Annotated in this window: 24 protein-coding genes and 1 tRNA gene; 8 read left to right on the plus strand and 17 right to left on the minus strand. The window is 36.7% G+C overall.

Annotated features, from left to right (window positions below):
* Positions 1-121: 121 nt before the first annotated feature.
* The 5 genes from ACY0M5_RS02545 to ACY0M5_RS02565 all read right to left on the minus strand — a co-directional run bounded on the left by ACY0M5_RS02545 (position 122) and on the right by ACY0M5_RS02565 (position 4,857).
* A tRNA-Arg gene (locus tag ACY0M5_RS02545) sits at positions 122-193 on the minus strand.
* A gap of 84 nt (positions 194-277) precedes the next feature.
* Positions 278-1,012: a DNA repair protein RecO gene (gene recO, locus ACY0M5_RS02550; protein ID WP_461630716.1), complete on the minus strand. Its 735-nt coding sequence runs from the start codon at positions 1,010-1,012 to the stop codon at positions 278-280.
* Positions 1,013-1,023: 11 nt separating this feature from the next.
* Positions 1,024-3,306 (minus strand): type IX secretion system anionic LPS delivery protein PorZ, encoded by a 2,283-nt coding sequence (gene porZ, locus ACY0M5_RS02555; RefSeq protein ID WP_461630717.1) that lies wholly within the window; start codon positions 3,304-3,306, stop codon positions 1,024-1,026.
* Positions 3,307-3,363: 57 nt separating this feature from the next.
* On the minus strand, positions 3,364-3,945 hold the full coding sequence (locus ACY0M5_RS02560; RefSeq protein ID WP_461630718.1) for a non-canonical purine NTP diphosphatase: 582 nt from the start codon (positions 3,943-3,945) through the stop codon (positions 3,364-3,366).
* An 84-nt stretch (positions 3,946-4,029) separates the two neighbouring features.
* Entirely contained in the window at positions 4,030-4,857 is an 828-nt protein-coding gene (locus ACY0M5_RS02565; RefSeq protein ID WP_101309782.1) for a universal stress protein, read from the minus strand.
* A gap of 216 nt (positions 4,858-5,073) precedes the next feature.
* Between ACY0M5_RS02565 and ACY0M5_RS02570 the strand changes: the two genes are divergently transcribed.
* Both ACY0M5_RS02570 and ACY0M5_RS02575 read left to right on the plus strand, forming a co-directional pair.
* Positions 5,074-6,567: an adenylate/guanylate cyclase domain-containing protein gene (locus ACY0M5_RS02570; RefSeq protein WP_461630719.1), complete on the plus strand. Its 1,494-nt coding sequence runs from the start codon at positions 5,074-5,076 to the stop codon at positions 6,565-6,567.
* Positions 6,568-6,727: 160 nt separating this feature from the next.
* On the plus strand, positions 6,728-7,951 hold the full coding sequence (locus ACY0M5_RS02575) for an aminotransferase-like domain-containing protein (RefSeq protein WP_461630720.1): 1,224 nt from the start codon (positions 6,728-6,730) through the stop codon (positions 7,949-7,951).
* Between the two features lie 141 nt (positions 7,952-8,092).
* Here ACY0M5_RS02575 and ACY0M5_RS02580 read toward each other — a convergent pair whose 3' ends face one another.
* The 9 genes from ACY0M5_RS02580 to ACY0M5_RS02620 all read right to left on the minus strand — a co-directional run bounded on the left by ACY0M5_RS02580 (position 8,093) and on the right by ACY0M5_RS02620 (position 15,304).
* Positions 8,093-9,109, minus strand: a complete 1,017-nt coding sequence (locus ACY0M5_RS02580) for a branched-chain amino acid aminotransferase (RefSeq protein WP_124993374.1) — start codon at positions 9,107-9,109, stop codon at positions 8,093-8,095.
* Between the two features lie 51 nt (positions 9,110-9,160).
* A complete protein-coding gene (locus tag ACY0M5_RS02585; protein ID WP_461630721.1) occupies positions 9,161-9,964 on the minus strand; it encodes a DUF2797 domain-containing protein in 804 nt (267 codons plus the stop codon).
* Between the two features lie 12 nt (positions 9,965-9,976).
* A complete protein-coding gene (locus ACY0M5_RS02590) occupies positions 9,977-10,480 on the minus strand; it encodes a peroxiredoxin family protein (RefSeq protein ID WP_461630722.1) in 504 nt (167 codons plus the stop codon).
* A gap of 53 nt (positions 10,481-10,533) precedes the next feature.
* On the minus strand, positions 10,534-11,790 hold the full coding sequence (locus ACY0M5_RS02595) for a peptidase U32 family protein (RefSeq protein ID WP_320020214.1): 1,257 nt from the start codon (positions 11,788-11,790) through the stop codon (positions 10,534-10,536).
* 165 nt (positions 11,791-11,955) lie between these two features.
* On the minus strand, positions 11,956-12,462 hold the full coding sequence (locus ACY0M5_RS02600; RefSeq protein ID WP_461630723.1) for a TlpA family protein disulfide reductase: 507 nt from the start codon (positions 12,460-12,462) through the stop codon (positions 11,956-11,958).
* A gap of 163 nt (positions 12,463-12,625) precedes the next feature.
* Positions 12,626-13,156 carry a hypothetical protein gene (locus ACY0M5_RS02605; RefSeq protein WP_124993369.1) on the minus strand — a complete coding sequence of 177 codons (531 nt, stop codon included), beginning with the start codon at positions 13,154-13,156 and terminating at the stop codon, positions 12,626-12,628.
* Positions 13,157-13,436: 280 nt separating this feature from the next.
* Positions 13,437-14,132, minus strand: a complete 696-nt coding sequence (locus tag ACY0M5_RS02610) for a hypothetical protein (protein WP_461630724.1) — start codon at positions 14,130-14,132, stop codon at positions 13,437-13,439.
* Between the two features lie 331 nt (positions 14,133-14,463).
* A complete protein-coding gene (locus ACY0M5_RS02615; protein WP_461630725.1) occupies positions 14,464-14,919 on the minus strand; it encodes a hypothetical protein in 456 nt (151 codons plus the stop codon).
* 4 nt (positions 14,920-14,923) lie between these two features.
* Positions 14,924-15,304: an InlB B-repeat-containing protein gene (locus ACY0M5_RS02620; protein ID WP_461630726.1), complete on the minus strand. Its 381-nt coding sequence runs from the start codon at positions 15,302-15,304 to the stop codon at positions 14,924-14,926.
* 1,033 nt (positions 15,305-16,337) lie between these two features.
* On the opposite strand from ACY0M5_RS02620, the gene ACY0M5_RS02625 reads away from it, so the two are divergent.
* Complete coding sequence (locus ACY0M5_RS02625; RefSeq protein WP_461630727.1) at positions 16,338-17,081, plus strand: DUF6261 family protein; 744 nt, start codon at positions 16,338-16,340, stop codon at positions 17,079-17,081.
* A gap of 426 nt (positions 17,082-17,507) precedes the next feature.
* Here the strand turns inward: ACY0M5_RS02625 and ACY0M5_RS02630 are convergent, their stop codons facing one another.
* The 3 genes from ACY0M5_RS02630 to ACY0M5_RS02640 all read right to left on the minus strand — a co-directional run bounded on the left by ACY0M5_RS02630 (position 17,508) and on the right by ACY0M5_RS02640 (position 20,244).
* On the minus strand, positions 17,508-18,293 hold the full coding sequence (locus tag ACY0M5_RS02630) for an alpha/beta hydrolase (RefSeq protein ID WP_461630728.1): 786 nt from the start codon (positions 18,291-18,293) through the stop codon (positions 17,508-17,510).
* 62 nt (positions 18,294-18,355) lie between these two features.
* Positions 18,356-18,598 (minus strand): zinc-ribbon domain-containing protein, encoded by a 243-nt coding sequence (locus ACY0M5_RS02635; protein WP_461630729.1) that lies wholly within the window; start codon positions 18,596-18,598, stop codon positions 18,356-18,358.
* Between the two features lie 284 nt (positions 18,599-18,882).
* Entirely contained in the window at positions 18,883-20,244 is a 1,362-nt protein-coding gene (locus tag ACY0M5_RS02640; RefSeq protein ID WP_156197064.1) for a YihY/virulence factor BrkB family protein, read from the minus strand.
* Positions 20,245-20,425: 181 nt separating this feature from the next.
* Here ACY0M5_RS02640 and ACY0M5_RS02645 point away from each other — a divergent pair, with 181 nt between their 5' ends.
* The 5 genes from ACY0M5_RS02645 (at position 20,426) to ACY0M5_RS02665 (ending at position 26,042) form a co-directional block, all read left to right on the plus strand.
* Positions 20,426-21,109: a response regulator transcription factor gene (locus ACY0M5_RS02645; RefSeq protein ID WP_124993363.1), complete on the plus strand. Its 684-nt coding sequence runs from the start codon at positions 20,426-20,428 to the stop codon at positions 21,107-21,109.
* A 3-nt stretch (positions 21,110-21,112) separates the two neighbouring features.
* The gene (locus ACY0M5_RS02650) at positions 21,113-22,369 is read left to right on the plus strand and encodes a sensor histidine kinase (protein WP_461630730.1); all 1,257 of its coding nucleotides are present in this window, start codon (positions 21,113-21,115) and stop codon (positions 22,367-22,369) included.
* Positions 22,370-22,420: 51 nt separating this feature from the next.
* Entirely contained in the window at positions 22,421-24,331 is a 1,911-nt protein-coding gene (locus ACY0M5_RS02655; RefSeq protein WP_461630731.1) for an LTA synthase family protein, read from the plus strand.
* A gap of 347 nt (positions 24,332-24,678) precedes the next feature.
* Positions 24,679-25,407, plus strand: a complete 729-nt coding sequence (locus ACY0M5_RS02660; RefSeq protein ID WP_124993360.1) for a glycosyltransferase — start codon at positions 24,679-24,681, stop codon at positions 25,405-25,407.
* Complete coding sequence (locus tag ACY0M5_RS02665) at positions 25,407-26,042, plus strand: lipid-A-disaccharide synthase N-terminal domain-containing protein (RefSeq protein ID WP_124993359.1); 636 nt, start codon at positions 25,407-25,409, stop codon at positions 26,040-26,042. Before ACY0M5_RS02660 ends, ACY0M5_RS02665 begins: the two co-directional genes overlap by 1 nt.
* Positions 26,043-26,046: the final 4 nt, after the last annotated feature.

The raw sequence follows: 26,046 nt of genomic DNA on the forward strand, positions 1-26,046 counted from the left end.
CACATTGCTCACTTTCATACAAACAGTGATAAGACACAAAAAAAGCCTTAGATAGTCTTTCAACTATTTAAGGCTTAGTGCTTTAACTTATTATTAAGAATTATTCTCAATATATTCGGAGTAGCCCCAACAGGACTCGAACCTGTATCTAGTGTTTAGGAAACACTTGTTCTATCCCTTGAACTATGGGGCCAAAAGACATGCAAAAATATTCAAATCTTGCTAATCAACAAAACAATTGCAGAAAGCTTTTAAATAAATAAAAAATAGGTACAGATTATTCCTCTTCCTGAAACAGCTCATGAAGCACCGATAAGGATTTTAGATTGCTAAAACCATCGATTTGAAGGGCGTAAAAGTTCAAAATCGCTCGCAAAAGAACATTCACATCTTCTTTACTCATTTTTAAATATTTAACAAGATCAATTGAAGTAGAAAATAAAGAATAAAGCTTTCGACTTAAGTATTTTTCAAGACAATGTGCATGTATCCTGTCTTCCTCCACAAAAAAGCCATTATCCATATCAAAAAAAGCTTTTCGATCCGACCAATTGAGTTGAGGGTAAAAACCAAGGAAACGGGTCAGCTTACTTAAAAAATACAAATGAAATCGTCCAATAGATTCTTCAGTAAGATCAAGGTAACGTATACTATTGTACAGAAATACAAATAGTTCATGATTCTGTTCTTCCTCCCGAAGCACTTTGGAACACACTTCGGTAAGAAACAGAACCATTGTGCTTTTGTAAACATCAAAAACCAAATTGTTTAGATTCTCACAAAGCCGAACCTCTTTTAACGACTGAATATTCTTTCCTTCACGATGATAAACTTCCATTTCCAAAAGAAAAAACGGACGAAACAAATTACTTTTCATACTTGATTTTTTGGATCTTCCACCTTTCACGATGTATGACTGACGACCAAACTTTTCGGTATACACCTGAACAATCAAGCTGGTTTCACCATACTTAATCTTATTCAGAACAATTCCTTTGGTCTTATGAATCATCAGAATTTAATTTAATGAATGAATAGTAATTTAATCACCTTCGATTTAGATCCATCGGAATTGGAACAGAAAATAAGATATACGCCTGTATGAACGCGCGATCCATTGAAGTTTTTCCCATCCCAAATGAACTGTCCTCCGCCCGATTTTCCTTCCATCACCAAATTACCGCTAATATCGGTAATTTTTACCGTCGATTCTGCAATTAAACCGCTTACCACAACATCTCCGTGATAGGTTTCCCGAACAGGATTCGGATAAACATAGAGATTGTTGTACGATTCTGTTCCTGCAGTCACTGCACCTTTATAAGAAACCATTCCCTTATCAGTCACAAAAAAGACTTCTCCTGTTCCTGGGTTTACCGATATTCTCTGAATTGTATTCGAAGGCAAAGGGCTGTTTTCATTTGTAAAATGTACCAATTGTTCATCTCCGTTCTCTGAAATCAGGAAAACGCCGGAATTCGCTGTTCCCAACCATTTTTGATCGGCTCCGTTCAAAGCAATTGCATTCACACTTTCCGTTCCCAACAAAAACTGAGTGGAACCATCAATGGTAATTATAGGCTGATAAGCAAAAAAGTTCCCCGTCCTGAAAATATTCCCCGGATTCGAATAAACAGCCACTCCGCTTGAAGTTCCCAACCAAACATCCCCTTTCTCATCTTCAATTAAATCATAAACCTTCGAACCTATGCTTGAGTTGTTTTCATCCCTAACAAAGAAAGAAGCCAGCGCATCATCATCCGTATTGGAAAGTGTCCCATTCTCATTAAATGCGAAAAGAGCTTTTCCAAGCGAATTTAAAACCCATTTATCGCCATTCTTAAGACACACGACCTTTTGCATGTCTGCCCGATTGGCCAAGGTTGAATAACTTAATGAAGTCCATTCTCCGGCAGGTGAAAGAATTTTTACCGGCGCAGATGAATTGGCATCTAAAATCCAAAGATTGCCATCCGAATCTGAATCCATTCCACTAATTCCTTTCGTGCCAAGAGGCGAATTTTCAAAATTCCAATTGACTTGATATTCATTGTCTTTAAATACAAATATTCCGTCGCCCCAGCTGGCTGCGTAAATTAGCGATTGATCTCTTTTATTGTTTGTGAGTCTCAATAAATCAGACTTGTTGCTGAACGAAGGGGTATTTTCTTTTGAATAATTAGTCCATTCCTGATTTTTAAACAAAAACAGTTCAGCTTTCTCTGCGGAACCATCATAAGAAGCTGTTACACCTCCGGCCACTGCCCACGTTTGTTCTGCTGCCGAAAAAATATTGGATATATTGCGACTCAGCGGGCCATCCGGTTTAATTTGATTCGCACGACTCCCAATTATCTCCTGTAATGATTTCTGATAATCAGCAGCAAACGTTCGTCCATCAACAACCAAAGCATCGTGCATTTCAGTAATACCCGAGTATTCCAAAACTTCGTTTTCAATCCCGTTCGAATTAAAAATCCGAATTTTACCGGCTTGAATTACCCATAGGCTATTGTTAATATTTCGAATGGAATAAATACGATCAAGACTTCCGGAAAAGTTAGACCAACTGCCATTGCGGTACCGATACAACTCACTTGCTGTTTCGGACACAAAACGACTTACAATAACATCTCCACCAATAAATTGCAGATGTTCACATTTTCTTTGATATTCAGAAATCCCCTGCTCTTGCTGCCAATTATTAAAATCAGCCAAATTACCAGAAGACAAATCTGCTTTAAAAATGCCTTGATCGGTTGCCGCCCATATTGCAGATGAATTTATTTTGATGTCATTAACAACTAACTTTTCACCTCCTGCACCAATAAAATAGGTGTCTGCGACTTCCATTTTATCCAAATTAATGACCACTATTCCAAAATCAGTTCCCAAATAGACAAAATTACCGTTTGCAGTCATTGAGTTGATGGACTTGTTCTCCACCAGATTGAAATTTTTGATAGCCGAAATATTATGAATGTTTCCATCTAAAATTAGATCCAAATTTCCGCTTTCATATCCAATCAAAAGACTTTGCGAACTTTCTACCCACGCGATTGCTGAAATTTCCGATTCCGACAAGCCTTTTGTTTTACTGTAAGCTGCTATTTCATTATCGATTAAGGAATAAGAAAACAAACCGGACTCCGTTAAACAATACAAATTTTCACCACCAACAAGCAGTCTTTTTGCCTTTTGATACGGCAAATGTTCCCTCCATTCACCTATCTTTATCTGGCTTTGAGCACTCAAAGCAAATATGACTAGTAAAAAAGAGAAAACATATCGGATTCGCAACTTCATACAATACTTTTATTAGCAAGAAAGTATACTTTAAATTTTTAATTAAAAGAGCAGACTTTATCTCTTATGGCTCAACAGATAATCTACCAGTTTACGTACAGCCAAACCTCTGTGGCTGATTTTGTTTTTCTCTGTCATATCCATCTCGGCAAATGAAATATCATATCCTATTGGTTCAAAAATTGGATCGTAACCAAAACCATCAATTCCCCGTTCTTTTTCAAGGATATTTCCTTCAACTATACCTTCAAACTGAATCTCATTACCATCAATTAATAAAGAAATTACCGTTCTAAATCTTGATTTTCGATTTTCGACCCCTTTTAGGTTCTCAAGAACCTTCTTCATGTTGGATTTAGCATCCCGTTCTTCACCTGCATACCGGGCAGAATAAACACCAGGTTCATTATCTAATGATTCTATTTCCAATCCCGTATCATCGGCAAAGCAATTCACATTAAATTTATTGAAGATATAACGGGCTTTTTGACTTGCATTTTCTTCGAGAGTTTCATGATCTTCCGGAATCTCATCGTTACAATTAATATCTGCCAAACTTAACAGTTCTATTTCTTTTCCTAAAAGATTTTGCAGTTCTTTTAGTTTGTTTAGGTTATTGGTTGCAAAAACAAGCTTCATATTTACTTTTTTATCAATTTAAGGATATAAAAAAACAACGGTCATACAACCGTTGCTCAAATATATAAATTTCAAATTCATGCTTTAATAAAAACTGCCGTATTTAGCCAGATCAGTTCTCGGATTCACACACATTACAGGAATATGAGCCGAATTGGCGATCACAAACTGCTCATGTGCTCCCAACATATAGTCCTGAAACGATATGTTCTTGGTAGTCATGATTAAAATGATATCTGCATCAATTTTCTTCGCAAAATCCACAGTTTCCATCGCAAAATCATTGCCACCATCAGCTGTATCAATTTCATAATCAATACCTCTGTTTTCCAAATACTTTTTCGCAAAAACAAGATTTGCCTTTGTTCTCTGAAGCATTTGACCTTCAGGAATCTTAGGCGTAATAATCCGCATTTTCGCTTTAAAGAATTTGCCTAAAAATTCAGCCCAGCTTAATTTCTCCTTATTTTCCTTTTTAAAGTCGACAGGCAATACTACCGATGAATATTTCTTTTGAACGGGAGGAGCCTGCACCACAACAAAAGGTACGCGTGACCCGACAATAACCTTCAGCGCCCAACTACCGGTAAGCTTTTGCATTCCTTTAATACCATGAGTACCCATAAGCACCAACATGGAATTCATTTCTTTAGCAATATCATTAATCGATGTAAAAATACTACCCTCGCGAACAATCACCTCAGGGCGAACTCCCCTCTCTTTTTCGATTTGCATAGCTGCTTCGGCCATTTTTGCATTGGCTTCATCAATCTGAGAACCTTTTTTGACAATGTGAAGTAAAGTAACCGTTGCATCAACATTTTCAGCAAATATCAAAGCGTGTTCCAATGCGTACTCTGCGACAGTCGAAAAATCCCAGGCCACAAGTATTGATCTCTTAGTGTTTTCCATAGTTTAAAGTAAAAGAGGACAGTCGTAAATAGTTTTAACATAACCGTGTTACAATTTAGCTATTTTCTACTAAACTAGCAAATTTTAACGGAGTCTGATATTATTCGTATAAATTTAAGCTTAAGACGATTATTTAAAAATTCTTGGTTATTTTTATTACCATTGTTTACCATGTATTTTAATTTGTAGCTAATGATTCAAGCCTCTCTTAATATAATGTTTTCACATTCAGTTGATTACACATCAGGATTGCTGATAACTTTAAGAGGAAATGCGTTGAATTTTATTTCTGAGAACATGATTGTATTAGCTGTTTTGCAGCTGTTTCTTCTTGCTTTGATGTATTTATGGTACAGAAGGAAACTTAAAAAACAGAAAGAAGAGATTGAAAATGAATTTTACGATAAAAATCAAGAGATAATTCTGCAAAAAGACAAAGCGGAAAAACTTCTTTCCAACCTATTGCCTCAACAAACAGCAGAAGAATTACAATCAACCGGAAAAGTAAGCTCCAGAAGATTCCGGATGGTTACTGTTTTGTTCTCGGATATTCATGGATTCACAAAAATTGTTGAACAAATGAATCCGGAAGATCTGATTGATGAGTTAGACAAGTTTTTTATGCACTTCGATACAATCGTAGAGAAATTCAATATCGAAAAAATAAAAACAGTTGGTGATGCCTACATGTGTGCCGGCGGTATTCCCAATAAAAACAGAACAAACCCTATTGAGGTAATTTTGGCTGCTATGGAGATTCAGCAATACATGAAAAGTATGAAAATAAACTCTAAAGCAGGTAAAAAAGGCATCTGGGGATTGCGGATTGGAGTTCATACAGGTCCTGTAATTGCAGGGGTTGTTGGCACTAAAAAAGTAAGTTACGATATTTGGGGCGACACTGTAAATACGGCCAGCAGAATGGAGTCGTCAGGATCGGTTAGCGAAATAAATATTTCGGGTATGACCTATATGCTCATTAAAGATTTCTTTATCTGTGAATACAGAGGTAGGATGCCTGTGAAGTATAAAGGAAATATTGATATGTACTTTGTTAAAGGATTTAAGCCCAACATGTCAAGCGATTTAAAAGGATTGGTTCCTAACCAGCATTTCCAGACTCAGTTTCAGATGCTTCGCTATGATGATCTGGAAGAAGCTATTCTTACCAAACTGGAAAATGAGCTGCCCAAAAACCTTTACTATCACAATTTAAAACATACCATTGATGTTATTACCGAAGTTGAAATAATTGGCCGGAAAGAGGGCCTTTCCGATGCTGAAATGCTAATTATAAAGACTGCCGCATTGTTTCATGACACCGGTTTTATTCTTTCCTATAACGAACATGAAGAGTGCAGTGTAAAAATGGCACGGCACATACTTCCAAAATATTTCTATTCTGAGCAGCAAATCAATGAAATTTCCAATCTGATCATGCACACCAAATTTCCGCCACAGCCAAAAACAAATCTGGAAATGATTATTTGCGACGCTGATTTAGATTATCTGGGCCGCACTGACTTTATTCCTGTTTCGGGCAATCTGTACCGGGAACTAAAAGAGCATGGTAAAATTAAAAGCATTGATGACTGGAACCGTCTTCAGATAAAATTTATTGAAAATCATCAATATTTTACCGAAACAGCCCGCAACATGAGAGATGTAAATAAAATACGACAGCTCGATAAACTTCGGGAATTGATTTAATTAATTTTCTTCTTTTCAGACATATTGATTATAAATTACAATCAAAATAGCCTTTTTTGTTTTCGATTTAATTGCCTTTTCCCTTAAAAAACGTAAATTTAATAGTGCGATACTACTTGAGTATTTCATCAAATAAAACCATTTTAAAAAGGGGGAAATAATGATTACAAATCTTGAAGACATTCTTTCTGATAGTGCGAAAAGCATGAAACGATCTGTTATCAGAGAGTTGTTAAAGTTGACACAGAAACCGGAAATTATCTCTTTTGCCGGGGGACTTCCTGCTCCCAACACCTTTCCTATCGAAGAATTAAAACAAATAAGCAATGAAGTTTTAGAAGAAGATGGAGATGCGGCCCTGCAGTATGGAGCTACCGAAGGAGATACAAAACTTCGTGAAATTTTAACTGAAAGATATCAGAAGCAAGGATTAACTATCTCTTCAGATAATCTGGTGATTCTTACCTCTTCGCAGCAAGGACTCGACTTGGCTGGTAAAATTTTTCTAAATCGGGGAGATCAATTTATTTGCGGATTACCTAGCTATTTAGGCGGACTGGGTGCCTTTTCGAGCTATGGAGCCACTCCGGTCGGAATCAAATTCGATGAATTTGGAATGCGTTCCGATTTATTGGAGAAAACGCTGGCAAAAATGCTGGAAAAAGGCGAACTACCAAAGTTTATATATGTAATTCCTGATTTTCAAAACCCTGCAGGAATCACAATGCCTGAATTCAGAAGACTTGAAATCATTGCAATAGCTAAAAAATACAATGTTCTTATAATCGAAGATAGTCCCTACAGAGAACTACGATTCGAAGGCAAAGATCAGAAAATGATGTTCGAGCTTGATAATTCGGGACATGTAATTGCACTTGGAACCTTCTCTAAAATATTCGTTCCCGGATTTAGAATTGGCTGGGTAATCGCTCATGAGGCAATCATCGACAAATTTGTGAAAGCAAAACAATCTACGGATTTGTGCACGTCTCCTTTTGTTCAAAAAATTGCTGCTAAATATCTTGAAAAAGGACTGTTTGATAAGAATTTAAAAACAATAATTGAGATGTATCACCGCAAACGTGATGTTATGCTTGACGCTTTCGAAGAATTTATGCCGAAAGGTATTACCTGGACAAAACCTGAGGGTGGTTTGTTTCTTTTTCTTAACTTACCGGAAAATATGGATGCACAAGATCTGTTTGAAATTGCCATTCAGAAAAATGTTGCCTTTGTATTGGGATCTGCCTTTCACTGCGATGGCAGTGGGAAGAATACGATGAGAATTAACTTTTCGTATGTTGATGAAGAGCACAGCAGAATTGGTGTACAGCGTTTGGCTGAATCAATTAAAATGTTGATGAATAACAAAGTGAATGCGTAACCGTTTGATCTTTTCGAAAGATTGAACACTTTTTTATAATAATTATAAATCCTAAATTCTCACCTTACAATGAGAAAAGAGGGAGTTCTAAATTAGAACTCCCTCTTTGTATAAAATCCGGCTTAAAGCCATTTGCATTGCTTAGAATTCGATAATTGTATTCCAGTTGTGTTTGTCTTCAACAGTTCCGTACTGAATTCCACGAAGTGTATTATATAATTTTAAGCTGGTTTCTCCGGCCTCATCACCATAAAAATAATCAACCTTATTATCGGCATCAACAATTTTACGAATTGGAGAGATTACAGCGGCTGTACCACAAGCACCTGCCTCGGTAAAATCGGCTAATTCTTCAACCGTAACTTTTCTACGCTCAACAGTCATTCCCATATCTTCGGCAATCTGGCACAAACTTTTGTTTGTGATTGATGGCAAAATAGAATTTGATTTTGGAGTTACGTAAGTGTTGTCCTTTATTCCGAAGAAATTTGCCGGACCACATTCGTCGATGTATTTTTTTTCTTTTGCATCCAAAAACAATACGGCAGAAAATCCTTCTTTGTGCGCACGGGTTCCCCCTCTTAACGAAGAAGCATAGTTACCACCAACTTTAATCGTTCCTGTTCCTTGCGGAGCTGCACGATCGTATTCACGGTAGATTACGTAATCGGTTGGTTTGAATCCTTCTTTAAAGTAAGGACCAACCGGCATTACAAATATGGCAAACGTATATTCAGGAGCTGGATTTACACCTACCTGCGCTCCATTTCCGAAAAGTACAGGACGAATGTATAAAGAGGCTCCCGATTCGTATGGCGGAATCCATCTCTCGTTTAATTTGATGGTTTTAATTACTGCTTCTTCGAATAAATCGACAGGCATTTCAGCCATCATGATGCCATGAGAAGACGATTGCATACGTTTCGCATTTTCGTCAATACGAAATACTCTCACTTTCCCATCAGGACCTTTAAACGCCTTTAAACCTTCGAATGCCTGCTGTCCGTAATGCAAACCGGTAGCTGCAATGTGTACATTTACCTGATCTGAAGAAGAAATTTCCAATTCTCCCCATTTTCCATCACGAAAGTGACAACGAACATTGTAATCGGTTTTAGTATAACCGAAACCAAATTGTTTCCAGTCTATGTTTTCCATCTCAATTAAGAATTTTACGATTAGTAAAGAATATATATTGTGTTTATTGTTTTAATCTTCTACTGAAAGTTCAATCAGGTAACCGTTGTGTTTCCTGATATTAAGAACTTTTCCGTCTTCAAAGATAAGATATTGTCCTTTAATTCCTTTCAAAATTCCCGAGTATTCTTTCTCCTTTTCGAACCCAAAACTAACTATCTTTTCCGGTTGTGAACTCATAGGATAAATCATCTCAAACACCTCATCCTCAGCGGAAATGTATTGTTGCAATTCAGGATGCAACAAGCCTCCTGCTTTTTTCTTTTCGGATAATAAATCAACACCTTCAGTGTGTTTCAACTTCAACATTGCCCGCCAGTTGGTTTTATCCGAGAAATGGTCTTTTAGAGCTACTTCAATAATACCGGCAATATGACGATTGGGCGTTTTTGCCAATTTAACGGCTTTACTCGCTCCCTGATCCATCCAACGGGTAGGCACCTGCGATTCCCGGGTGACTCCCACTTTCAGATTTCCGGAATAGGCCAGGTATACAAAATGAGGTTGAAGCGCATTTTTTTTTGCCCATTCCATATCGCGTGAAATTCCCAAATAGGAAAGATCCAGCTCCGGACGAAGAATACTTTCATCTGTCTGCGGAAGCTTAGTAAAACAAGAATAGCAATATCCCTGCGAGAAAGATGTCTTCGTTTTCTTTCCACAATGAATACAATTGATCTGTCCTAAATAAGTAAAGCTTAGTTTTTTGCCTACCAAAGGATTCATTTGAACTACATCTTCGCCTATTGGCAACTGATACTCAACGATCTCTTTAAGATCAGTTCTCATTTTTCTGATGTTTCCCTGCTTCTGCATTCAATTCTCTATTTATAAATTCTCCTGAATCACTTTCATCATATGCTCGAGTTCTTCCAGACTAAAACCAACTCCCTGCCATACAATTTTGCCTGTTTTATCAACAATAAAGTTACGGGGAATGTACTGACTTGCAAATTTAGCATACACCTCACGTTTGGGATCGGGAGCAATAGGAAATGTAAGGCCTTTTTTCCCGTTGAAAGCTTCCAATTGTTCCTTTGTGTGTTCTCGCCCAATAGAAACCATTGTAAAATTTTCATTTTTAAATTTAGGCCACAACTGACTCTCAACTTCCGGCAGTTCTTTCATGCATGGGCCACACCAGGTAGCAAAAAAGTTAACCAAAACTACCTTGCCTTTTAAATCACTGATAACAAATTCTTTTCCATCCAAAGTAGGAATTGAAAAATTGGGCACCTGATCGCCGGTTTTTACCAGTGATCCCTGATGATCCTGTGCAAAAAGTGTTACTGCGGTAATAATGGCCAATAGAGTAATGAATATTTTTTTCATCTGTTTAATATTATTTTCAATTATTGCAGACTCTTCAAGATACTTTAGACTCTCTACTGAATTAAGTCGTTAGTTACCTCTACAATCTTATACAATTTATCCGACCGGCGAATCATTGTATCCATTGAAATGGAAAAGCTATCGCCTTTAACGGCTTTTTCGACTGATTTCAGATCAACCCGAATTTCTTTTACGGTTGTTTCAATTACTCCGGTTGTTGGCCCGGTTATCAAAATCTGATCACCCACCTTTAATTCCTGCGATTCCAATAAAAATTCTGCCACTTTAATCTTGGCAAAGTAATTGGTTCCCTTACCAATCAACATCTTGCGCTTGGTTGCACGGTTGCCGTACTCCTCACTCCATTCTCCAATCTTTTGTCCGAGATAATAACCATCCCAAAAACCACGATTAAAAACTGTTGCCAGATTCTCCATCCATTGGTCGATTTTATCACGGGTATAAGCACCTTCCAAATACGCATCAACAGCTTCGTTATAATTTGAAACCACTGTTTTTACATATTCCGGAGAGCGGGCCCGGCCTTCAAATTTCAAGACACGAACTCCTGCATCGAGCATTTTATTTAGAAAACCAATGGTGCACAAGTCTTTTGGCGACATGATGTATTCATTATCGATCTCCAGCTGATTTCCAGATTCTTTTTCGGTAACCGTATAGGCTTTTCGGCATGTTTGCATGCAGGCACCACGATTTGCCGATGAATTTTTCTCATGCAGACTCAAGTAACATTTTCCTGAAACGGCCATACACAATGCTCCGTGGGCAAACATTTCAATCTGAATCAACTCCCCTTTTGGACCGCGGATTTCCTCATCAACAATTTGCTTGTAGATAGCTGCTACCTGATTCAAATTCAATTCCCGAGCCAGAACTACCACATCGGCAAACTGAGCGTAGAACTTTACTGCCTCGATGTTGGTAATGTTGCATTGGGTGGAAATGTGTACTTCCACATCAATTGTTCGGGCATACATGATTGCAGAAACATCGGCAGCGATAATTGCTGTTACGCCGCCTTCTTTTGCCGCATCTACAATTTTGTGCATTACTTTGATATCATGATCGAACAAAACAGTGTTCACCGTTAGGTACGATTTGATATTGTTCTCCTGACAAATAGAAGCAATATTGTGCAAATCTTCGATGGTAAAGTTGTTCGAAGATCTTGATCTCATATTCAACTGCTCAATGCCAAAATAGATAGAATTGGCTCCTCCCTGTATGGCTGCCATCAATGATTCGTACGAACCAACCGGCGCCATTAATTCAATTTCACTTCTATTCATCTAAAAAATCTCCTTATCTGGAAAAATAAAAAATTCACTATTTAGAATGATTTCTGCTTTTTCAGGCAAAAACACCTTCTTTCTGATACTCAGCAAAAGTACTCTTTATGAGCCATTCCTGCAAAACAATCAGGGAATCAAAATTAGCAGATTTGTTATTAGAATCTAATTATTTCGGCTTATTACATTCATAAACTCATCGTAGCAATGCGGCAACTTTTTGTTCAGCACTTTCCCATTTCTGTCAACCAGAAAGAAAACGGGAATAGCCCAGGTAAATATCTCAGCCTTCGGAAAGGTTTTTTCCAACAGGAACTGAATGCCCAAATTCTGGAACACACCTTTATCGGGACCAGTGAAATCGAGAAACCAGGAATTTATTTGTAAGCCCGAAGCGGAAACTAAAGAATCAACTTCTTCTTTGTTTTTACTTGCTGCAATTAGCAGTATCTGATATTCGGAAGTATCGATAGTTTCCTGAAGTCTGGGCAGCGTTTCGGCCAATGTTTTGCGGCAGCCACTGCACCAAGTGGTCCAAACATATACCAGGGTTTTATCCTTTTGGGAGATAAGATGAGTCAATTTCCCGGAATCAATCATCCTTCCCTTTTCGGAAGAATTTGAGCAGGAAAGTGTTGCAAATAATAGGCTGATAGCTAGTAAGTATCTCATGGCAGGTATTTTTATACCGTAGAAGATACAAATTTTATGATTGTCTTTGTTTAAATTACAACACGATTCAATCGTGTGGCAGCGGGGAGTTAACCCACCGTAGCTATTGGGCAGTTCCTGCCACACGAATGCTTAGTTGTTATGTGGTTTTTTGAATTCCTGCTTATAAGGCTAAAACCAATAATATCCAGGCGCCCCAACCTAAAGCTTCCATTCCAATAAGCTGTCCTTTTGCTTTTTTCCTGTAACAACTTAAATACTCAGGGTCGCTGAATTGGTCTTTGTTTTTAGACATCATATAGGTCTGTCTCCCTTTTTCAGGAGTTGGATTTGCCAATGCAGTTCCTATAATTGCAAATGGTCCAAATAATACTCCTAAAACAAAGTGACCACCCTTTTTACCGTGATAGTTTTCTGCATCAAGTCTTGCATTAAAACATTTGTTTTCTTCGTCAGCTTGCATTTCCAGATAGTTTGTATAAACTTTATCTTCTGCATTTTCAAATTCAATTGAATATATTTCTGATGCAGGAACAATGTATTTATTACCTTCTGATTTGAAGACAATTGCACAGTCTTTGATTCTTTTTACTTTTCCTTCAAAAACCATTTCATTGTTGAGGGTTAAAATGTCATTGGCAAAGGTGCTAAAAGCAAAGACAATTGCGGTTAAGGTCAAAATTGTTTTTTTCATAATTCGTTTTTTTTACTTCCTACTCTTATGGATTTTCGGTGTCTCCCCGTTTTTTTTAATGGGCTCAGGTTTCCATTAATTGTTTTTGATTTTTTTTAAGTCTTAATTGTTAACGCAAGAACTATTAAAATTTGTTGATTTTTTCGTTTGTGTCCTTTGGCCTTATTGGTTTTAAACAAACCAATTAAAGAGGTTTGCTGGTGTTCATTAATTGTATTAAACTTTAAAACGACTCATCACCGCCCATGAAATTTAGCTTTTGTTATGCCATGGCTTTTTTTTAATCCTTGTTTTGAGTCATTTGAAATACAGCTGCATTTAATACTTGTAAACAAATTTTTGCTGTTCTCTCGTCTGGGAAAAAGTTACTTCTCATTTGCTCAAATGGATGAATATAATTCCTAAAATCGCGTAGAGCATGACTAAATTTTTTCACGTCTTCTTTTAAAAGCCCAATTTCTGCTACAACATCAATAAAATTACTTAAAGACCATAAATGAAACTGTTTAACTTTTCCTTCCTTAGTTTTTGGGGTGCATTTTGCTGTATTAAATGATTGTGGTTTATTAGAGGCAATCCCCAACAACAAACCTTCAAGTGTACTGCCTGACATAAAAATTACCGACAACCATGATTTTGCTTTAAAACATTTTTGAATTTCGTCAAAACGATTGGTTAGAACGTCCGTAATTATTCCGTCGAGACCAATCCTTTCAATTGAGATATTTGAAAACTCTCGATTTATAAAATCATCTTCTTTTACTTCACTCTTATGCTGATCAAAGTTTATGCTTCCAGCTTTAACAAATGTTAGGTCTTTTCCAATTCGCTTTACTTGCCAGTCATCAAATGCCAAGAATTGGTTGAAATCTTTAATCAACATGTCAAGAACATCAATCCGACCTACAAAATTTACAGGAGCAAAAGCTTTTTTAATACATTTATCAAGTTCAGGTGTTCCATTAATTTTCTCCAATTTGGAGTCTGTATAAATCCATCGTGAAGGGAAACCTTGTCCATATGAATCACTGAAGCCTAATTCATTAAAGAAAGCAACAAGCTCATGACCTTTTCGGTATTCCGTTTCTTCATTTATTAAATCCCGAAGTCGTTCGAGAGTTTTTTTTTGTAATATCATTTTCGTTCTAGTAATTCTGGTTAAGCTTGGACATGACGTTTAGTATATGAAAAGTAGGCGGTTTCGAAGCACTTCACTTTCAGTTAAGCACAAACTTTGAAACGAGCCAAAACCCTTAATTTTACCACTAATCCGCCTATTTTTTATATACATTGTGTGTAAACTGGCTTTATTTAATTCTTTTAACTCCGACACTATTTCCTTCTATAAGAATTTTATGATCGTACCCATTTGAATATATAATTGCATCAGGTCTATATGAATAATTGTAGTCATAATCATACTCGCTTTGTTTCCATATTTGTCCATTGTCAAGTTCAAAAATCGTATCTCCTGACCATCCATTAAAATCGTTAACAATCGTTGCCTTAATGACATCTTCTATTAATTCAACTTCCACGAATTGTTTTTGTCCGTCAACCGTCAAAAAGTGTCTATTCCGATATTCATAAATAGTAACATTAGCCATATAGGAATAATGATACCAATATTTGTAATTTTTTTGAAGCCAAAATTGACCGTTGTAAAGAGGAAAAAGGTTTTCGTCATCAAAACCTTCAAAATCTCCATCAATTCTAGATTTTATTTTTGGTTTTCCATTGGATATTAATTCATTGTAATCCATTTGCTTAAAGTTTTTTAGCGACTATTCGTCCACTTTTATTTTCCTTATATGTGTAACCTGATGACGGAAATGCAACCACTCGACCATCTTTTCCTTCACGATATGTATATCCACTTGACGGGAATGCGACAACTCTTCCGTCTTTTCCTTCTCTATAAGTGTGTCCTGAAGAAGGAAATGCAACAACTTTTCCGTCTTTTCCTTCTCTATATGTATAACCGCTAGAAGGGAATGCAACAACTCTCCCATTTTTTCCTTCTCTATGAGTATAACCACTGGAAGGAAAAGCCACCACTCGACCATCCTTACCTTCTCGATAAGTGTATCCACTTGATGGAAAAGTAACCTTGACTCCATCTTTTCCTATTCTGTATGTATCTGCCATATTATTCTTTTAAGTTACAATGTTTGTTCAGCTTGTTTACAACGATTGTGAATGTGTATATACATTTATTTCTACTATATCAAATAAAAAGGTACACAACACATGCCGTATGGGGGTGTATTGTGCAGCTATTTACAATTCACAATCCCAAATCTAGCAAATTATAATCACTATCGGGGTACTATTTATAAGGTTTTTAGTTGCCATAAGCGATTGAGCGGAAAGTTGAAAGCTTTGCTCTTACATATTCAACCATAAATATATTTTCGCAGACCGCCGCCGAAGAGAATTGCTCAAATGAGTGCTAAAAACAGGAATTCTTCTTCGGCATTGATAAGTGAAGGACAAATTGGCAGATTTCTGATCAGAAATGAACTCGTTTGTGCAAATTTGAGCGTTTTCTCTTCGGCAATGAGCAATTTGAATGTAATTGTGGGCAATTCTGATGTGAAATGGGCAATTTGATGGCAAATGTGATCAAATTCTCTTCGGCAGTGGTCTTTTCAGCTCAAAAATGGCTGTCAACTCAAAATAAATGGCTTACAGGCATGACAAGCTGTCCATTTTCTCTTCGGCAATGCAAATATGAGTTCATTTTTGGCCTTTTCGTAAGAGAAAAGGCTGCAGACAATGCGAAAATCGATGTTTTTGAATGAAACAAGGCCTAATACAATTCAAAAACAAGCTTTGCATGTGAGTTGAAACTGAAACCGGAAGAATTTTTGATGCATACCTGGCGAAATACCACATAAATAGTCGTTAAATACATTTAAGCATTTAATTTTACTATATCATGGCAATAAAATCAGATAATAAAATAGACTGATGGAAATACCGAAGCTGTAAGCACTTAAATCATGCGATTTGAAATTATCATAGTATTTTTCATTAAAAACATGCTTACTGTTAGATTGATTTTGTAGATTAGCTGTCCGATAGCCCAAAAATATCCAACACAAAACATTTTTAACACAGAAGCTCTGCACCGCTTTTTACCTTTCCGGCTCAGACTTCGCTAAAATTATCAGAGAGAATGACTATAAATTATTATCATTATTGCGACAGCAATGAAATTAGTACCGGCACAAGTGTTATTGTTGGTGAACTGGACAAAAAAGATTGGTCGGCCGACCAGATATTGAGCCATATTATTGCAGATTTGGGAACGACAAATAAAGATCTTACCCGGTCGATTGAGTACAGCCTTAGTGGTGCTTTGGCCGAGAACCTTAGAAAAGAGGATGAGATTGCCGACAACGATTTTGTGTGCTTAAAGCAGTTTGTAAAGGCAAATACGTATTTGCCCAATGCGAATCTGGTGCAGGATGCTGTTGATGTTTGGGGCTTATTAAAGTCGCATAATTTGAATCTTCATAAACAGAGCTGCGAGAAACAATTGGCATTAAGCAAAGCGCTGCTGGGTAATTTAGACAGTGCGCAATTTAAGGCGAAAATTGCCAATCTGATTGCTGTTAGTCCCAGAGTTGAAAAGTTTAAACAATCGACCTCTGATTTAGAAACAGCTTACTCGAAAATAATGGAGGCAAATGCCGTTAAAGAGAATATTACGGCTCCTTCGGCACTAAAAAATGAGGTGAGAAAAATTGTGAATGAAAGATTACTGCCTCATCTCGAAAATGCAGTAAAAGCAATGCCGGAAATCTACCAGGAAATTCTTGGTGTAATTACCGAGACCATCGAGGCCGTGAATGCTAAGGCGCAAATCCGCAAAAGCATTCGATCCAAAGCCGCCGCAGAAGAGATTCCTGCAGAATAAAAACAACGGGCTAATTATAAGAAGAGCAAACCTGGGCGGGTTTGCTCTTTTTTTTGCTTGCTATTGAATAACCCTCCTCTGCTCTTTTACACAAATATTCGCTTCCCGGGCAATAGTTTGTTTGTAAATATTAAGCACCCCTCAGTTCTTCGAACATCTCCACTTAAAATGGGAAAAAGATCTGCGGATTTATCTCTCCCTTTCACACCTCAACCTGTCGGCTCCACGAAAACTTTCGGGATCCCCTTAAAAAAGGAGAATTTCGGAAAGAAAGCTTTAGACTCTTTTTTTACTTGATACTTGTTACTTGATACTTGATACTTGTTACTTGATACTTGATACTTGTTACTTGATACTTGATACTTGTTACTTGCTACTTGATACTTGTTACTTGCTTCTGAACAAACACCACTCTGCCAGCCTGTTTTATTTCAGTTGATTTAAGAAACCGGTTATGGCCACCCAATACTCTTCTCCGCCTTGCTGATTTTTCCACAAAGCACGGGAACCATGATGTCCGGCTCCTTCGGGAACAAACTGAACCTGTTTTTCGAGTAATTTATGCTTTGCGAGCAAATCGGTCACACTTTTTGCTTCGCTGTTCGAACTGGTTAGAAACATGGGCTTGTTAAAATCTTCCAAAACATCGACTAATGACCCTTTGGTTCCGGCCAGATAATTACCCGGACTAAAAGAGATTACTGCACTTACATCTTCCCGATCGGCAGCGATATACAATGCCAGCGTTGAGGAATAGGAAGATCCCCACAAGATTACTTTCGAGGTGTATTCCTGAGTCAAATAATCGATTGCTGCAACAATGTCTGCTTCAGCATCCTGATAATCGACTCCTTTTGCCGCTTTATGAGCTCTTAAATAGGTTTCGTTCTGAGTGTTGCCAATTGGCCCGCCCGAACGCTGATCAATCGCCAGGCAGTTAAAACCCATCTCGTTTAATCGTTCGGCAATACCGGCATATTCAAATTTGTTGAACCGGGCCTGATGGCAAAGTAAAATAAACGGAGATGTCTCATCAATCTGATACAAGTGAGCGCTAATCATCAATGAATCCAAAGATTCAAACTCAACCAATTCAGGATATCCGGCTTGTTCCTGTATTTCGGAAACGGCTGTTTCAGCTTTTTTAGAAGCCGGATTGCATGATGCCAATACCAAGTTTAAAGCGAACAGTAGTAAGAGAATATTTTTCATCAATTTTAAGTTTAGTGTTTTTACTAACAGATGATTAAATGTAGGAATACCCTGCTTGAAAATCAACGGGCATTCTTTTTCCAATTGTACTCGTCTTCGTTCAATTGATTTCCATTTTTACAAATCGGACAGTAGTGAATGTATCGGGTTTTTATTGGGAATACGGATATAAAGAACAAACTGGCATAAGTGGCGTTCTTTTCCAATATCCATTTTGTGGTGTTGTTACAATGGTAACAATGCTCCTGATTATAGCATTGCTGCTGTTCTACTATTTTATCGTTGGCTCCGAAAATGAAGATCATATTTTTGTTTTTTTATTTAGAACCCTTTAAGTGTTTGAGATAATTGTCACAAGATAATATTTGATGCAAACAATACTGCAAGTCTGCAAAATAATATTTAGAACACGCCTTTGCCTGCCAGGTATCTCTGCAAAAAAGGGAGAATTCCGGAAGCGGGACATTTCATCGGATTCTTGTAAAACCTCACCCATCACATTGTATTTGGAATCAAAACCTCACCCCGGCCCTCTCCTGCAAGGAGAGGGAGAAAAAAAGCAAATAGCCACTTTGGTATTCTTTGGGTACTATGCAGTAAACTCTTTATCCAAATCAATATCCTTCAAAAATGTCTCTTGCTGACTCGATGAAACTGAATTTCGGTAGTCCTGCAAAATAGATTTTAGTTCTACATATGTCTCGGTCTCCAAAACAGGAATCTTATCAGATCCTGTATTCTCCAAAATATCAATCACTTTGTTTACCGACATGGTATTAATATCAAAAGCCGGATGGTATGCTATTTGTTTGTCTGTATCGGTTACTAATTCTGCCACCAATCGGGCATTTATCAAATCGAAAAGAATTTCCCGTACCAAACGGATAGGCATCTGTAATCGATGAGAAATATCCTGAGAAAGCATTGGCACCTGATCCTTTTTAAAATTATGGATAATTAAATGCAGAACATATATACTTAACAAGCGTTTGTAGTCGTATGCTATTTCGGAGGTTTCTGTTTCGTACTCGTAATTTTCAACATTCTGCTCAGCAAACGAAATTTCTGCGCCCAACAAAACCACCAACCAACTCATCTGCAACCACATTAAAAATAGCGGCAAGGCGGCAAAACTACCGTAAACAGCATTATAGGTTGTAACCATCCCCTGAAACTCGATGTATAAAACCTGAAATATTTGATAAATTGTACCGGCAATTACTCCCGCAAGTAAACCCGATTTAAATTTCACATGCGTATTCGGCATAAAGGTGTACAGCATGGTAAATAAAGTCCAAACCAAAAAATAAGGAGTTAAATTAATCAGAAAGCTGAGATACGGCCCAACTGCTTCCATCAACGTATTCCCTTGGGTTACCTGTTTAATCATGGTTTTTAAGAAAACTGTTGCACCGCTGGAACCAATCAGTAAAATGGGTGCAAAAATCATGATTGCAGTATAATCACTGAATCTGCGCCCCCAGGTTCTCCCCTTCTTTATTCGCCAAACATCGTTAAACGATTCCTCGATATTGGTTAAAACCTTTAATACCGACCAAAACAAGATGACAAATCCCAATCCAGCAACTAGCGATCCTTTTGTATTGATCAACATCTTGTTCGCAAACTCAATCAGCCAGTTCAAGACTTCTTCCTGACCGGAAAGATTCGCTATCAGCTCCTTCTCTAGCTTCTGTTCCAAATCGAATCCTTTGGCAATTCCAAAACCCATAGCCAAAACAGGCACCACTGATAAAATGGAATAAAAAGTTAATGCAGATGCCCGCAATTGACATTTGTCTTCGTAAAAGCCTTTAATAGCCAAAAGGTAAATTCGTAATTGCCGAATTAAAAAATAACGAGGTCCGGACAATTCTTTTAAGCGCATGTTCCATACTCCACGACTCAAAAAATTCATTACGATGTCGAAATAATTACGAAGACTCTTCATTTCTTGCTTTTTATTAACTGATTTATGAGTTCGAATTTACATAAAAGGCAAAGATTTACCAATAATTTCAAAATCCTGCCATCTGATTGATTCAAAAGAAGCAAAAAATCTTTTTCTATTAAGAAATCTTCTTCCCTTTTTTTAAGTTTGTAAGAACTAAGCTTACTTCTTATCTCTCATCATGAAAAAAGAAATTCTAATTATTGAAGATGACCTTTCGCTGCAAAAAATCTTAGCTGATTATCTTTCAAGTTGTGGATTTCAATGTACTTGTGTGGAGCTGATTAAGGACGGCAAATCTCTTTTCGATAAAAAATTTTTCCACATTGTACTTCTTGATTTGGGACTTCCCGATGGAGATGGATTGGATTGCATCTCTTTTATTAAATCAATTTGGTCCAATACAGGTGTGATCATTATTTCAGCCCGCGATAAGCTGGAAGACCGGGTTGATGGTCTTAATTTAGGTGCTGATGATTATTTAGTAAAACCATTTCATCTTTCAGAACTCAATGCACGCATCAATGCTCTTGTGCGGAGAAACTTTCAAGCCGAAAATCAGGTGTTAAGCTTTGGCGAATTGGAAATTGATACTCGTTCCAATCAAGTGAAAATTAGGAATGAACAAGTAGATTTTAGCCGAAAAGAATTTGACTTATTGCTGTATTTTATCGAAAATAAAAATAGAGTTCTTACTAAAGAGAGTTTATTTGAACATGTGTGGGGCGAAAATCCGATTTTTATGGATAACTCCGATTTTATTTACACACACATCAACCGACTCCGGAAAAAAATCAAAAATCATACCGGAGAAAATTACATCAAAACTGTTCATGGGTTTGGCTATAAATTAGATAATCATTAAAAAATGAAACTCTTAACGAAGATCAACAGATCCTATTTCAAATATGGTATTCTGGTATTTCTAATAGCTGATGTTATAATTATTGCAATGAGCAATTACTTTTTAAAAGAAGAAATTGACCAGCAATTGCGTCTTGAAGCTAAAGAAATTTTTGAGGTACTTAAGGAAAAAGGAGAATTTCAGAGCATCTATCCTACGGATATGGCTACTCCCATTTCTTCCTCAGAAAATAGAACAAATATCAAAAAGGACACATTGATTTTGGACTTGTACCAAAATGAACTAACTCCTTATAGAGAATTCACAACCACTCAATCAATTAATGAAAAATATTATCGAATTACAACACGGCAAATGCTGATGGAATTCGATGACATTTTCACAATTTTCACCACCCTAATATCCAGTGTTTTATTATTAATTTTCATCGGTTTACTGCTATTTACAAGTCGGTTAAATACCTCCCTATGGAAAACATTTAATGACAATATTGAAAAAATAAAATCTTATTCTTTTACTCCTCCATCAAAATTGGAATTAACAGCTACCGGAATTAATGAGTTTGATGATTTAAACCAGGTGCTTTCCATGATGTCGAGTCGATTGGAAAAGGATTACACAGCAACTAAGGAATTCTCCGCCAATGCTGCCCACGAGCTTCAAACTCCGCTTGCAGTTATTCGAAATAAATGTGAAAACTTATTTTCTGACTCCGACTTAGATGAGAAAACAATCAAAACAATACGGGAAATATATCTTTCTACAGATAAACTTTCAGGCATTACCAAAGCACTGCTCTTGCTTGCAAAAATTGACCACGGACAATTTAATGAGAGAGATCATGTCTCCTTGAATCAAATTTTCAACTATTGGATCAATGCATTTCAGGATGTAATACAAGATAGAAACCTACAGGTTTCTCTTTCTGCTGCGGACAACTGCCAATTGTTAATGGACAAAAGATTAGCCAACCTATTGATTCAGAATATTTTTGTAAATGCCCTAAAACACAGTAAGAATGGTGAAGAAATTTCAATATATTTAGCTGAAGATTATTTTACAATTGCTAATTCGGGTGAACAAGCCATTAACCAACCCGAAATGATCTTTAATCGGTTTTATACAGAAAGCCAAAATGTTGGATCAACAGGAATTGGTTTGGCTATTGTAAAAAAAATAGCAGACCATTATAAAATAGATATCAACTATTCTTTTAAGGATTTTAAACACTTATTTACATTCAAATTACAGGATTGTTAGCTTTTTGTTAGAATCAGGTTGTTTTTTTGGCTCGTAATAATTTAATAAAATATGACGTTCAAAAATATCCTGCGTAGTCGATTTGGTGGTCTTGTACTGTTTGGTTTCATTTTCCTTGCCATTTCTTTTCTGATCCGCACCATTCTATTAATTACTGATTTACAAAATGTTGATCTTAGCTTTATTCGGTTTATCCAAATTTACAGCATAGGCATATTTTACGATCTGGTAACCATTTCCTACTTTATCATTCCTTTTACAATCTATCTGCTGTTTGTTCCTGATAAAATATTTAACTCCAAAATCCATCGCTGGATTTCTTATGTGTTTTTTATTGTAACGATTGGAATTCTTGTTTTTTCGGGAATTGGCGAATGGTTTTTTTGGGAAGAATTTAGTGTGCGATACAACTTTATTGCTGTTGACTATCTGGTTTACACTCACGAAGTTATTTCCAATATTCGGGAGTCCTACCCAATGCCTGCTATCCTATTAGGTATGTTATTGGTTTCAGGAGGAATTTTTGCCTTGGTTAAAAAGAATTTCGACCTTAGCATCCATTCAGAATCCCGATTCGTTAAGCGTCTTATCACCTGTGTTATTTTGTGGATGTTCCCTCTTGCTGCATTCTATTCAATCAATAAAAGTTCAGCAGAAATAACTAAAAACACATACTCCAATGAGCTGGCTCACAACGGAATCTATCAGATTTTCGCAGCCTTCCGAAACAATGAGCTTAACTACAATTCCTTTTATCAATCAATCGATGATAAAGAGGCTTTTACAAACCTTCGAAAGTTGATAAAAACATCAAACAGTGAATTTACAAGTGAGGATGTTTTTGATGTAAGCAGAAAAATTACTTATCCGGGCGACGATAAAAAATACAATGTAATGCTGATCACTGTTGAGAGCCTGAGCGGGTCATTTTTTACTCGTTTTGGCGGAAAAGACAATATTACTCCCAACATGGATACGATTGTTCAGCAATCGCTTTTTTTCACCAATTTCTATGCTACAGGTACACGTACAGTTCGTGGAATGGAAGCACTAACTCTCTCCTTGCCGCCAACTCCTGGATTTTCGATCGTTAAACGACCAAAAAACGAAGGCATGTTTACCCTTGGGAATATATTGACCTCAAAAGGTTATAATTCAAGCTTTATTTATGCCGGAAACGGTTATTTTGATAATATGAACTACTTCTTTGGAAACAACGGATACAATGTGGTTGATCGAAATGATTTTCTGGACAGTGAAATTACATTTGAAAATGCCTGGGGTGTTTGCGACGAAGACCTGTTTGCGAAAGCATGTCAGGTGGCCGACAGCAGTTATAAAGAAGGAAAACCTTTTCATAATTTTATCATGACAACATCCAATCATCGTCCTTATACTTACCCTGATTCAAAAATTGATATTCCATCACACACAGGAAGAAACGGTGCTGTTAAGTATACTGACTATGCCATTGCTAAATTTCTTCGTGAAGCAAAAGATCACGAATGGTTCAAGAATACTATTTTTGTAATTGTTGCAGATCATTGTGCTTCAAGTGCAGGAAAAACATCTCTTCCGGTAAATAAATACCACATTCCGCTTATTATTTACGCTCCAAATATTATTCAGCCATCTGAAAACAATTCGGTAGCTTCCCAAATTGATTTTGCTCCGACTATTCTGGGGCTTTTAAATATGGATTACACATCCAAATTTTTTGGCAAAGACATTCTGTTGGAGAAACCAAACCGTGCATTAATTGGCACTTATCAAAAAATTGGCTTGTTACAAAACGATCAACTGATTGTTCAATTGCCTGTAAAACGAACCGAATCCTTTAAAATATCCGGAGAAGAACAAGATGTGGAACAAATAAATCCGGCCGAATTAAAAGATGCAATTACTTACTATCAAACAGCCAGTTATCTTTTTCACCATGAAAAATATTCTTTTAAAGACTAAAAAACCTTATACCCATAGTTGGCGCTGTTCTGCAAAACTAATTTTGAAACACCTTAAAAAGGCTAAATAAAAATGAAAGGATTCCCTAATAATACAACCTCAAAGGTTGTATTATTAGCTCCTAAATTTAAGAATGTCCCGTTTCCTCTTTTTAAGTCTCGGCAAAAATTGCACTTTTACAAGTAAAGAAACCATCTCGTCCCGTTATGTTTTTACTTATTTCAATCAAAAAGTACACATTCAATTCATATCTTTGAAAAAATGTATATTTAGAAAAAATGTATTATCTGTATTGTGATTTGTTTGGCAATGCTTATAACCACTACCAATTCGTTAAACCAAACTTAATGAGCCAGCAAGAAAAAGAATTCGAATTAACGATCATTGTTCCCGTTTTTAACGAGGAAGATAATATGCAGCGTGTAAAAGAGGAATTTACAGCCTACTTTGCAAGCTCAAAATATGCCTCAAAAGTACTTTTTGTGAACGATGGTTCATCGGATGGAAGTCAAAAAATGATTGAAGACATTTGCAATAATTCTGATCGTTTTTCTTATTTGGAACTAAATAAGAATCATGGTTTAAGCGCAGCTATTAAGGCTGGTTTTGACAATACAACAACTCCTTTTGTTGGCTACATCGATTCTGATTTACAAACTACCCCGTTCGATTTTGATTTATTAATGGAACATCGAAATGAATTTGCTCTGGTAACAGGTGTTCGTCAAAACAGAAAAGACAGCTTTGTGAAAAACATGAGCTCAAAAATTGCAAATGGATTTCGCCGTTATATGACTAAGGATACCGCTGAAGATACTGGTTGTCCACTGAAAATAATGAAAACCGATTACGCTAAAAAAATGCCTTTCTTTACAGGAATGCATCGTTTTATTCCAGCCTTAATCATGTTGCAGGAAGGTGAAATAAAACAAATTCCGGTACGCCATTTTCCAAGAATTGCAGGCGAGGCCAAATACCATCTTTTCAACCGTTTGGTTGGCCCTTTTAAAGATTGTTTCGCTTATCGCTGGATGAAAAAACGTTACATTAATTACGAAGTTATTTCTCGTAGCTAATGGACAGCATGTATATTTACGCCATTGGTTTTTTTGCACAAGCTCTGTTTTCAGCACGGTTAATTGTGCAGTGGGTAAAGTCTGAAAAAGCCGGAAAAACCTTATCTCCGGTATTATTTTGGCAAATCAGTATTTTGGCTTCGTGGATGCTGTTTATTTACGGCTTGCTGCGCGATGATTTTGCCATTATTATGGGACAAGTGATTGCTTATTCCATTTACATCCGAAATCTGCACATCCAGAACAATTGGAAAACCTTGCCCATATTAACACGACTAATTGCCATTATAACTCCTGTTGTTGTTTTAGTTTTCATGCTAAAAAACTGGGGATTTCACTATCAGCAATTATTTAAAAACGAAGACATTCCAACTCTTCTTTTAATTTGGGGGGTAGCAGGACAAATTACCTTTACTTTCCGTTTTGTTTACCAATGGATCTACTCTGAACGTAAAGGAGAATCTGTACTTCCTATGGGTTTTTGGGTCATCAGCATCATCGGATCAATCATGATCTTATCTTATGCTCTCTATCGAAAAGATCCTGTTCTTTTTCTTGGTCAGGGTTTTGGGATGTTGGTTTACTGCAGAAACATCATACTTATTCGAAAACAATCTCACAAGTTAGATCACTAAACTC

Origin of the sequence: Labilibaculum euxinicum (genome assembly GCF_963678175.1) — a bacterium.
In the GTDB taxonomy this organism is placed as follows: domain Bacteria; phylum Bacteroidota; class Bacteroidia; order Bacteroidales; family Marinifilaceae; genus Labilibaculum; species Labilibaculum euxinus.